Here is a 10,633-nt window from a genome sequence, read left to right as displayed (position 1 = left end):
CTACCGATCTTGGAGGCCTCGACGCCTACCCAAGTGCCACCACGCCGCCCAACGCGGCGACCGAGCTCACCCCCACCTCAGGTAGGAAGAGCCGGGAAAGGGAACGTGCTACTTCCCGGACTGTCAGCGGAAGACGATCATCTTCATGGACGGCGAGGCTTACAACAACGCCGAAATTGCACACATTCGCGGTGCCAACAAGAAGTCTGCGCGCTACGACCCGCACATGACGGACGCAGAGAGAGCAGCGTTCGCCAATCTCATCCTTCTATGCAGTCCCCATCATGATCTCGTCGACGACCGTCGTCGCGATGACTACCCGCCGGATGTGTTGCACAGTTGGAAGGAAGAACGCGAACGGGAGGCTCGGGCTGTAGACGACGGCGGCTTGGACAAGATCACCGAGGGCGACCTTAAGAGGTTGCTCGCAGCCGCGGTGGCTGAGGTGCGTCCGCAGCGGGACATCTTGCTCGAGGTCTATCACGGCATCCTGATCGGAGCCGACCTTCCACACGCACCGTTCGGAGCGATGGGTGAGTTCAGCCTGATCGATCCGCTGCACCGGGCCGATCCACAGAACGTGGCGATGGTCAAGATCAGGAACGCCGGCGCTCTGCGGGCGAGGGTTGAGTACGTGATGCTCTGCTACAGGTTTGAGGGTGACCCGCCGAAGGAGATGCGAGCAGCCGGCACGGATGAGTTCCCTGGGCGCAACCCGCGTCTACCGGCGCCACTTGAGATTGGAGACTCGACTCACTGGGTCGTCCCCTTCGAGGCGTTCACTGTGGCGTGGCTGGCAGATGCCGATGGGCAACGCTTCACCGAGTTCTACTTCGAGGTGGGCCTTGCCTCAGGCGAAGTGCTGAAGTCCGAGCCAGTTAGCTCGGAGCACGTGCAGCTCGGCATGTGACTTCAGTCCGCGTCGTTGTCGCCACGGTTCTGCCAGTGCTCGTGAGACGTTCGCGCGCCGCTGGCCGCGAAACACTGTCGTGTCGGACCGGTGCAGGCTGCCATGATCGTTCCGTGGGTACGGAGATCATGCTGAGTCTCAATGACATCAACATCGACTACGGCAAGAATCGGTACTGGAAGGGCCATTACTGGCTGTTTCCGCCCGGAAGCGAAGCGAACGTGCCGACCGAGTACGTAAGTGGATTCAGGCTCCAGCCTGGGTACGAAGCATCGCTGGCGGACGTCAGGTTTCGCTTGTGCCACCTCGGATACTCAGCCGCGGAGTCCAGAGCGAAGTTCGAGACCTACCTGAACCGTTGGCAACGCACCGATGACGACCTGAAGATCACCTATGACGAGTTTCACGACACGATAACTGGCATCGAGTTCGCGAGGCTGACCTCTGACGACTTGAAGCCTTACATCTGGGACTTCAGAGACTTCGTCATCGCTCGGCTCGCATCGAGCGACGACGAGATCTACGGGCTCGAAGACTTCATCTACGGCCTGGACTTCGCGATCACCCTTCGCGCACTCTGCGACCGGCCGGACAATCTGCAGCTTCCTTTGAGGTGGCAGACCCAGGACCTCATCGACAGTGGATGGGTCGCGCTCGAGGACCTCAAGGACATCGACCGACTGACCTACATCAACAATCACACCCTGCTGTTCGGCCGGATCCAGGATCACGTCGGCCTTGACCGTGTCAATGCGTTCGACAAGTGGCTTCATGCCCAAGGGCTCCCGAGGGCCACGCCGTATTTGCGGTTGTCCTCCGGGGGCGTTCCGACCCAGGAGACCCTTACGCTCCCCGTCGCGGTGCGCCACAAGATTCATCACCCCGAGAACACCCACAACGTCCTCACCGACGACGAGCTTCGAGAAAGCACCGAGCTCCTCCTCGATACCGTCCGGAACCTTCCGGCTCCTGGCCTTGGCCTGGCCTAGCTCGCAGGGTCCGCGGCGATTTCGCGCAAGCTGGCGCAGCGCTGCGTCATTCTGGGCCGGTGTGCCGCAACTAGGCCCGTGTCCTACCTGGATGGCCCACACCACCATGGGTTGCCCGCACTGCCCAGGCGCGGTGGGTGCAGGGCACCTTGAACGCGAAGGCACATCGATCGCTTCCAAGGAGTCGAGCATGGCCACCCAACCCGCACAGGCCCCGGCACAAGCTGCCACGATCCACCTACTCAGTATCGAAGAGGCAGCGACGTACCTGAACGTGCCCCAGCGCTGGGTTGCCGACGCAGTGCGCCAGCGCCGGATCCGATGCAGCAGAATCGGAAAGCACGTCAGGTTCCGCCTCGAGCACCTCAACGAGTTCATCACCGCCTGTGAGCAGCCCCTGACAGCGCCCAGCGACACGAACGTCCTGCACCTCAGCCCCAGAACGTCGGGCCGTTCGCGTCTCTGACCGTCACTCAGGCGACCGCAGCATCGACACCCCCACGCAGCAGGTGAAGTGGCGGCCGGATCTGCTCCCCGTTCATCACGGCGTCGACGATGTCAGAGATCAGCTCGTCGCCGGCAGGCAGCAGGTGGCCGTAGGTGTCGATCGTGGTGGTGATCGACTCGTGTCCCAGCCGTGCCTGGATGTGCGGCAGCGGGGCGCCGCCGGCGATGAGCCACGACACGTGCGTGTGCCGCAGGTCGTGGAACCGGAACGAGGCGATCCCGTCCTCGATCAACTCATCCATCAGCGGACGCCAGGCCCGGGTGTAGAAGTCCGAGTTGTGCACCGGCCGGCCAGTTGGCGAGACGAACACGAAGTCGTTCGCGGCCTTGCCCTCGATCAGCTTCTCCAGGATCCTCGCCATGCACGACGAGATCGAGACCGTACGCCTCGACTTCGGCGTCTTGGGGTTACCGAGGTAGTGCTCACGCATCGTGTGCTTGTCGCGGATCTGCTTCTTCAGCCACGATGGGACCTCGGTCTCACCGTTCTCCCCCACGCGCTTCCACGCCTTGTTCACCCGGATCGTCCGGTTGCGCAAGTCGATGTCACTGACCCAGAGCGCGGTGACCTCGCCGAAGCGAAGGCCAGTCCCGGCGGTGAGCCGGATCAGGTCAGCGGCGGCGTACGAGTAGCCATCGGCCTTAGCCACCACAGCTGCGAACTCATCCTCCGACAGGAACCGTAACTCCGCCTGGGACTGCTTGACGCGTCGGCGCTTGGGCGCCGTGCGAGCACACGGATTGGTCGTAAGGAAGCCCTGCTCTACTGCGTAGTTGAAGATCCCGTACATCAAGCCGTGGTAGTTGGCCTTCGTCTTCAGTGCACGGTCCCAGTCGATCAGCCACGCCTTGATGTCCTGTTCCCCGATCGTGGCCACCGACCGCGCGAACGGGGAAGCCCCGCGGATCTCGGTCCTCCCTAAGGTCCGGACCTGCGACAGGTACTTCTTGCGCTGCCCCGGCGTTATGTCGACGATCTGCCGTACGTACTCCTCCCCCATCACTGGGAACGTCGGTGGTTCCTCGAGTGGATCACCACCGCCTGGACGTACGAACCCCTCGCCCTTCACCCAGCCGTCCGGCCAACGCTCTCCCGCCGCCTCGACCATCTTCTTGAAACCCTCGGCGCGAGCCACGTTCTGCTCATCGCTCCCCGCACTGAACGTCTCGGTCTGCCGGTCCCCACTACCGCCGCCGAGCCTCCAGGCGACGTACGCCGAGACTCCTCCCGCGCTGCGCTTCCGCGTTTCGATCCATGCCATGTCAGACACCTCCACCAAATAGGTGCAGGTCTGTGCCCGACCATCGGGCAGATCCCCGTACGCAACGGGGTGTAACGGTGTTCTACCGCCCTACGATTCACGCTCAGAATGCAAGATGGACCATCTGACCTCGGGGTTTAGACCGGTTCAAGTCCCCCCTCGCGCACAGAGAGAAACCCCAGGGAGACCTGGGGTTTCTCGCATTTCATCCGCACTCAGTCGGCCTGAGCCGGACGGCCGTCACGTGTTGCCGTGACGATGCCGACCGCCACGCATGCCGCCAGGCCGAGCACCACCAGCCGCGCAGCAGAGACCTCGTCTTCACCGGCGGCGAGGAGGTTGCCCGCCAGCGCCGAGCTCAGGGTGTAGGCGATGAGCTGGGTGGTGCTGATCGCCGCGGCGGCCTTGGCGCCCTCGGCACCGTCCGGAGCGCTGCGCATCGCAGCGACCGAGAGGTGCGGGAAGGCGATGCCGATGCCGACACCGGCGAGAAACAGCAGCGCAGCCCAGAGCAGGACGGTCGCCGTCGTGGCGTCCTGTTGCTGGGTGAGGCCGTAGGCGACGAGCGAAGCCGTCACCACCCAGGGCGAGATTCGGATCAGCTGCCTCACTGCGGCTTCGCTGGTCCCAGCGCTCACCATCTGGGCCACCGTCCACCCGACCGACAGGACTGCGCCGAGGAAGCCGGCCCACAGAGGGGTGAGGGACGCGAGCTGTTGGCCGAACAACGGGACGAAGTTCTCCGTCATCACGCCGGCGCTCAGTGCGGCGACGGTCAGGTACACCCACTTGAGCCGACTGCCACGGGCGTACGCCAACCGGGGCAGCACCCCGGCGACGGCACGGGCGTCGACGATCAGGAACGCGACGATCGCAGCCAGACCGCTGGCGACAAGGGCGACAGCCGCCGGCCCCGAGGTGGTGACGCTGAGGCTGAGCAGGCCCGCCGCGACCCCCAGGCATCCGATCGGCGCCACGGGGAGTGGCTGTTGCACCGCCCCAGCGGGCGTCGGCTGGTCGACGAGAACGCGCCCAGCGAGGACTCCCAGCAGTACAGAGACTCCCGCCAGCACCGCGAAGGCGCCGCGCCACGCGCCGACCTCGGCGAAGGTTCCCCCGAGCGCCGGCCCCAGCAGTGCACCGACCGCGAACATCGCGGACACGAGGCTGGCCGCGTGGGACCACGCGCCGGGAGGAAGAGTCGAGCGGATGACCGCGAATCCCAGGCCGATCAGCAGACCAGCACCAGCACCTTGGAGCGCACGCCCGCCCACGAAGACCAGCATCGAGGGGCTCAGGGAGCTGACGAGCGTGCCGACTCCGAACAGGGCGAAAGCGACCACGTACGAGCGACGCGCGCCGAACCGGTCGAGTGAGCGGCTCACCAGCATGGTCGCGACTACGGCAACGATGAGATAGCCCGTCGCCGCCCAGGCGTAGTAGCGCCGGCCCCCGATCGCCTCGACGACCGACGGCATCAACGCCGCGGTGAAGTAGAGGTTCATGGCGTACAAGGCAACGCCGCCCGCGAGCACGGTGACGATGCCGATGGTGTCCCGGTGCGCCAGCGACGCCCAGCCGGACCGTTCCCCGTCGTTGCGAACGCCAGGGTCTGTCTGAGGATCAGATGTCATGCGGCGACGCTAGAAGTTGAACTAAACTTCAAGTCAAATGGCTGATGAGCATCTGAGACCGACGACACTGCTCACCATCGGCGAGCTCGCCGCGCGTGCAGGGATCGCGACCAGCGCCGTGCGCTTCTACGACAAGCAGGGCCTGCTGACGTCCGTACGGACTGCCGGCAACCAGCGGCGCTATCCTCGGCACACCCTTCGCCGTCTGAGCATCGTGCTCGCTGCACGTCGCTTCGGGATTCCGCTCGAGGAGGTCGCCGAGCTCTTCGAGGCACTACCCAGCGACCGGATGCCGAGCCGGCGCGACTGGGCTCGTATCGCTCGCCTGTGGCATGCCCGCTTGGAAGCCCGGCGCCGGGAGATCGAGCAGCTCGAGTCCGAGCTGACGGGCTGCCTCGGTTGCGGCTGCCTCTCGCTGAGCACCTGCACGGTGCTGAACCCGGGCGATGTCCTGGGCGCTGCCGGCACCGGGCCGCTGAGGCTCGGGTGGACCGACGATCCGAAGTGAGGCGACCGTAGGCCGGTCACCGGCTCTTTGTGAAGGACTCGGAGATGCGTACGAATCAGCTCTTGTTGTCGGCGAGGAGCAGTGTGCCGCCGAGCCCGATCATCATGCCGCCACCGGCGCCGCGGACGGTGGCCAGGCGCCGCGGCGAACGTTCGAACCAGGCGCGTGCCGAACCCGCAACGAGTGCCCACACCGCGTCGCAGGCGAAGGCGATGGCCGTGAAGACCAGCCCGAGCACCATCATCTGCAGCGGCACCGCGCCGGCGTGGAAGTCGACGAACTGCGGGAGCGCGGCCACGAAGAACACGATCGTCTTGGGGTTGGTCGCGCCGACGATGAATCCCTGCCTCAGCACCGTCGCTGACGACACCTCGCGCGGGGCGATCTCGGTCGCGTCGCCCAGCCCGTCCCTTCGGTGCCGGATCGCCTGCACGCCCAGCCAGGCCAGATAGGACGCACCGAGGACTTTGACCACCGTGAACAGCGCGACGGACTCGGCCACGAGTGAGCCGACGCCCAATGCGACGGCGGTGATCGGGATCAGACCGCCGAGCTCGTTGCCGAGCACGCTCCACAACCCGCCCCGGCGTCCCAGGGACAGCGACCGGCCGATGACGAACAGCACGCTCGGCCCCGGGATGGCGATCAGGATCAGCGAGGCGAGCGTGAACGCGAGAAGGGCTTCGACGGTGGGCACGCACCGAACCTAATCCGTGGCGCCCTGCTGAGCCACAGATTTCCCTCCGGCGACATCGTCTGACCGAGCATCCACCTTCGAGCCGCGCGCGGCGGGCGCGCTCGGGGTCGCCTCACGGGTGGGTGCGGACCTGGTCGCTCGGCGCCGCGTCGAGTACGTCGGGACGACCCGGCGACGTCCAGGCGGGAGCACTGCCGTGCAAGGCGTCGAGACGCTCGAGGCGGGTCTTGGTCTCCGGGTCACCGGGCATGAGGACGATGAGCCGAGTGCGTCGGGAGTCGTCGAGCCACATGCCTTGGAAGACGATGTTCAGCGGACCTGCTGTGGGCGAGAGGTAGCGGCGGTGCTGGGTGCGCTCGCCGGCGACGCGGTACTCCTGCCAGAGACGTACGAACTCCGGTGAGCGCGCGCGCAACCTGGCCACCACGTCACACCACCGCTGGTCGTCGCGCATCTCCGGCTCGCGTCCGCGGATGCGAGCGACGAGGTCGCCGAGCACCACTTCGTCCTCTACGACGGAGCTGCGCCAGGCCGGATGGGTGAAGAACAGCCACACGCAGTTGCGCTCCTCCTCCGGGAGAGCGTCGAGGTCGTCGAAGAGGTAGCGGTAGGTGCGGTTGGCCGCGGGCAGGTCGAAGGTCGCGGTCTGCAGGACAGCCGGATAGGGCAGCAGACGCTCCAGCAGCATGCCGTGCTCCGGGCGTACCTCGAAGGGAGCCTGCGGCGCAGGCGTCAGCGGGCGGCCCGCGAGTGCACGCAGGTGGCGATGCTCGACCGGATCCAGCCGGAGCACCCGCGCGACGGCGTCGAGAACCTGGTCGGAGACGTTGCGGGCCCTCCCCTGCTCGAGCCAGGTGTACCAGGTCACTCCGACGCCGGCGAGCTGGGCGACCTCCTCACGGCGCAGCCCAGGCGTACGTCGCCGACCCGACGAGGGCAGGCCGACCTCGGCGGGGGTGAGGCGTCCTCGACGGTCGCGGAGGAAGTCACCAAGCCGTCGGTCCCGGTCCGGTTGTGCAGACATGCTCCCATCTTGCGTCCTACGCCGTCGCGGTGCCAGGTGGTGCCAGTACCAGTATCGATGCGCTCCTGGTACCACCATCGACGGCGCCGCAGAGTCGGCTCATGACCTCAGTGACATCTCCCGCTCCTGGCGTCGACCGGGTGAACCTCGGCGCGCCGCTCACGATGTGGGGACTGATCGTCCTCCTCGCCTCGTTCCTCCCGGTCAACATGACCTTCGGCGCGATGAACCTGCTCGCTCCGGCGATCGGCAGCGACCTGCAGGCCTCGCCCGCGGAGCAGCAGCTCGTGCTCTCGGGCTACACCGCCACGTTCACCGCCTCGCTCGTCATCGCCGGCCGGCTGGGTGATCGTTTCGGGCGCCGCCGCGTACTGGGCTCCGGGCTGGCCGGGTTCGCCGTGGTCTGCGCGGCGTCCACGATCGCTCCCAGCACGGGCGTTCTCATCGTGCTCCGGTGCCTCCTCGGCCTCGGGGCCGGGCTGGTCATGCCACAGATCCTGGCGACCATCCACGCGACGGCGAGCCCGAGGCTGCGTACGTTCGGCGTAGCCGGATTCGCCGTCGTCGGCGCGCTCAGCACGATCGTCGGCCAGCTGACCGCCGGGGCGACGGGCGCCGTCTTGGACACTCACCTTGCGTGGCGGGTCGCACAGCTCGTCATCGCCGGCGTCGCACTCGTCACGTTGAGCCTGCTCAGGTCGGTGCCGCCCTCGCACAGCGAGGCCCCGCTGGACCTCGACGTCACCGGGGGCATCACGATCGGAGCCGGCCTCCTGCTGGTGATCTTCCCGCTGACCCTGGGGCCGGCGCTGGGCTGGCCGCTCTGGTCGGTCGCCGCGCTCGCCGTCGGCCTGGGATGTGGAGCGCTGTTCTGGGGGCTGCAGCACCGGGCCGAGGCCCAGGGCCGGTTGCCGTCGATCCCGCCCAGCCTGATGCGCTCCCCCGCGATGAGCCGCGGGGCGGTCATGGTCCTGGTGTTCTCGATCAGCTACGGCGCGTTCCTCTTCACCTTCTCCGGCTTCGCCCAGCACGACCTCGGCCTCACCGCCCCGGGGGCCGCTCTGCTGGTCCTCCCCTTCGGCCTGTCGTTCCTGGTGACCTCGATCGCCGTGCCCCGTATCGCCCGCATCCTCGGGTCGTCGACCATGACCCTCGCCGGCGTCGCACAGGCCGGCGTGCTCGTCGCCATCGCCATCATGATCGGCACCGGCAACGCCGACCCCTGGGCCCTGCAGCCGCTGCTGGTTCTGCTCGGCATCGCCCAAGCCGTCATGTACGGCCCGCTGGTCGGCGCCATCGTCGCCGGAACCCCGACCTGGGCCGCCGGTCTGGCCGGCGGGATCGTCGCCGCCGCGATGCAGCTGGGACTCACCCTCGGCGTCGCCCTCCTGGGCGGTCTCGGCACGACCAACGGCGCCAGCGGCGTCACCATCGTCATCGCGATCCAGGCACTCCTGGCCATCTCCTTCGCATACCTGGCGGCGTCGGTCACCCGTTCATCGACACGCCGGTGCCGAGTCACCTCGGACAGCAACCGGCCGTCGACCTCCGGCCAGGACCGCTAGCCCGGTAGGCGCACGTGCACGACCAGTCCGCCGCCAGCTCGTGGCTGGGCGGTGACCGAGCCGTCGTGGGCTCGCGCGATGGCCTCGACGATCGAGAGGCCGAGCCCCACGCCGCGGTCCACGGCGACGCGGTCGTGGTCGAGGCGGCGGAACGGCTGGAACAGCTCCGCGACCTGGTACGTCGCGACCTCGGGACCCGTGTTGGTGACGACGACCTCGGCGTGGCCGTCGACACCCAGGCACCGTGCCTCCACCCACCCGCCGGAGACGTTGTGACGGATGCCGTTCTCCACCAGGTTGGCGACCAGGCGCTCGAGCAGGATGGCGTCGCCGGAGGTGGGTGTCTCGACGGCATCCAGGCGGACCTCCACGCCCGCCGCCGCGGCTTCCGGAGCGCTGAGGTCGGCGACGTGCTCGACGATGTCGGCGAGATCGAGGGGCTGGCGGTCGATCGGCTCGTTCTCGGCGCCGGCGAGGTCGAGCAGGCCGGAGATGAGCGCCTCGTGGCGGGCGTTGAGGGCCAGCAGATCGCCACCGAGCGTCCGCAGGTCCTCCGAGGCGTCCGGCCGGTGCATCGCCAGCTCGACCATCGCGCGACCGACCGTGAGCGGCGTACGCAGCTCGTGGGACGCGTTGGCCACGAACCGGCGCTGGCCGGCGAAGGACCGGTCCAGCCGGCCGACCATGGCGTCGAACGCGTCGGCCAGCTCCTTGACCTCGTCGTCAGGTCCTTCCAGCTCGATCCGCTCTCGCAGGCCCATGTCGGCGGCGGCGGGGGCCGCGGAGATCCGGTGGGCGGTGGCGGTGACCGTGTGGAGCGGGGCCAGCACCCGGCCCGAGATGAACCACCCGAGCACGCCGGCGATGCCCAGCACGACCACCAGCGCGATCGCGCCCTGGATCAGCAGCGACTCCGCGGCCGCGCTCTGCAGCGCTTCGCGCTGGGCGAGCATCCACTCCCGCGCCTGCGGCCCGGTGAGGACATCGCCGTTCTGGGTCTCCACATAGCTGGAGTCGAGCAGGCGCTGGATCGCGTCTCCGTCCTCGGCACCGGGATCCGTCAGCCGGGTTCCCCTCAGGATCACCGAGCTTCCGGAGCCGAGCTGGTTGACGAAGAGGCCGTAGGTCACCGCCAGCAGCAACCCGCCGGCGAGCACGAAGAGACCTGAGTAGGTGAGGGTGAGCCGGGCTCGCAGGCTCAGTCGGTTGGGCAGGATCCTCATCGGAGGCGGTACCCCACCCCCGTGACGGTCTCCACCAACGGCGGGTCCCCGAGCTTGCGGCGCAGCTTGTGCAGGGTGACCCGCACGGCGTTGGTGAACGGGTCGGCGTACTCGTCCCACACCTTCTCCAGCAGATGCTCGGCGGAGACCGGCGCGCCATCGGCCATCATCAGCTCGGCCAGGACGCCGAACTCCTTGCGTGCGAGCGGGATGTAGCGGCCGCCGCGGAACACCTCCCGGCGGCTGGGATCCAGGGTCAGGTCTCCGTGGCGCAGCACCGGCGGCACCGCCTGGCGCGAGCGCCGCCCGAGGGC

At 67.7% G+C, this 10,633-nt stretch carries 11 protein-coding genes; 5 read left to right on the top strand and 6 right to left on the bottom strand.

All coding sequences use genetic code 11. From position 1 onward, the window contains the following. Positions 1-145: 145 nt before the first annotated feature. From ACFVJS_RS22060 to ACFVJS_RS22050, 3 genes are all read left to right on the top strand, one after another. Positions 146-910: a hypothetical protein gene (locus tag ACFVJS_RS22060; RefSeq protein WP_378884927.1), complete on the top strand. Its 765-nt coding sequence runs from the start codon at positions 146-148 to the stop codon at positions 908-910. 113 nt (positions 911-1,023) lie between these two features. Further along, on the top strand, positions 1,024-1,899 hold the full coding sequence (locus ACFVJS_RS22055) for a HEPN/Toprim-associated domain-containing protein (RefSeq protein ID WP_378884925.1): 876 nt from the start codon (positions 1,024-1,026) through the stop codon (positions 1,897-1,899). Between the two features lie 190 nt (positions 1,900-2,089). Then, positions 2,090-2,365, top strand: a complete 276-nt coding sequence (locus tag ACFVJS_RS22050) for a helix-turn-helix domain-containing protein (protein ID WP_378884922.1) — start codon at positions 2,090-2,092, stop codon at positions 2,363-2,365. A 7-nt stretch (positions 2,366-2,372) separates the two neighbouring features. Here the strand turns inward: ACFVJS_RS22050 and ACFVJS_RS22045 are convergent, their stop codons facing one another. Then, positions 2,373-3,668 (bottom strand): tyrosine-type recombinase/integrase, encoded by a 1,296-nt coding sequence (locus ACFVJS_RS22045; protein WP_378884920.1) that lies wholly within the window; start codon positions 3,666-3,668, stop codon positions 2,373-2,375. 215 nt (positions 3,669-3,883) lie between these two features. Continuing rightward, positions 3,884-5,302, bottom strand: a complete 1,419-nt coding sequence (locus ACFVJS_RS22040; RefSeq protein WP_378884917.1) for an MFS transporter — start codon at positions 5,300-5,302, stop codon at positions 3,884-3,886. Positions 5,303-5,339: 37 nt separating this feature from the next. Here ACFVJS_RS22040 and soxR point away from each other — a divergent pair, with 37 nt between their 5' ends. Further along, positions 5,340-5,810 carry a redox-sensitive transcriptional activator SoxR gene (gene soxR, locus ACFVJS_RS22035; protein ID WP_378884914.1) on the top strand — a complete coding sequence of 157 codons (471 nt, stop codon included), beginning with the start codon at positions 5,340-5,342 and terminating at the stop codon, positions 5,808-5,810. Positions 5,811-5,865: 55 nt separating this feature from the next. Here soxR and ACFVJS_RS22030 read toward each other — a convergent pair whose 3' ends face one another. Together ACFVJS_RS22030 and ACFVJS_RS22025 are read right to left on the bottom strand one after the other, a co-directional pair. Next, on the bottom strand, positions 5,866-6,507 hold the full coding sequence (locus ACFVJS_RS22030; protein WP_378884911.1) for a LysE family translocator: 642 nt from the start codon (positions 6,505-6,507) through the stop codon (positions 5,866-5,868). 112 nt (positions 6,508-6,619) lie between these two features. Continuing rightward, positions 6,620-7,531: a helix-turn-helix transcriptional regulator gene (locus ACFVJS_RS22025; protein ID WP_378884908.1), complete on the bottom strand. Its 912-nt coding sequence runs from the start codon at positions 7,529-7,531 to the stop codon at positions 6,620-6,622. 101 nt (positions 7,532-7,632) lie between these two features. Between ACFVJS_RS22025 and ACFVJS_RS22020 the strand changes: the two genes are divergently transcribed. Then, complete coding sequence (locus ACFVJS_RS22020; protein WP_378884906.1) at positions 7,633-9,096, top strand: MFS transporter; 1,464 nt, start codon at positions 7,633-7,635, stop codon at positions 9,094-9,096. Here ACFVJS_RS22020 and ACFVJS_RS22015 read toward each other — a convergent pair. Continuing rightward, the gene (locus ACFVJS_RS22015) at positions 9,093-10,319 is read right to left on the bottom strand and encodes a sensor histidine kinase (protein ID WP_378884903.1); all 1,227 of its coding nucleotides are present in this window, start codon (positions 10,317-10,319) and stop codon (positions 9,093-9,095) included. The genes ACFVJS_RS22020 and ACFVJS_RS22015 overlap by 4 nt on opposite strands. Next, the coding region (locus tag ACFVJS_RS22010; protein ID WP_378884900.1) for a winged helix-turn-helix domain-containing protein at positions 10,316-10,633 on the bottom strand (318 nt) is incomplete at its 5' end. The genes ACFVJS_RS22015 and ACFVJS_RS22010, both read right to left, overlap by 4 nt.

The organism is Nocardioides sp. NPDC057772 (genome assembly GCF_042798075.1).
Taxonomy (GTDB): domain Bacteria; phylum Actinomycetota; class Actinomycetes; order Propionibacteriales; family Nocardioidaceae; genus Nocardioides.
The sequence above is the reverse complement of the archived record's forward strand: the minus strand, read 5'-3'. Positions and strand labels throughout refer to the sequence as shown.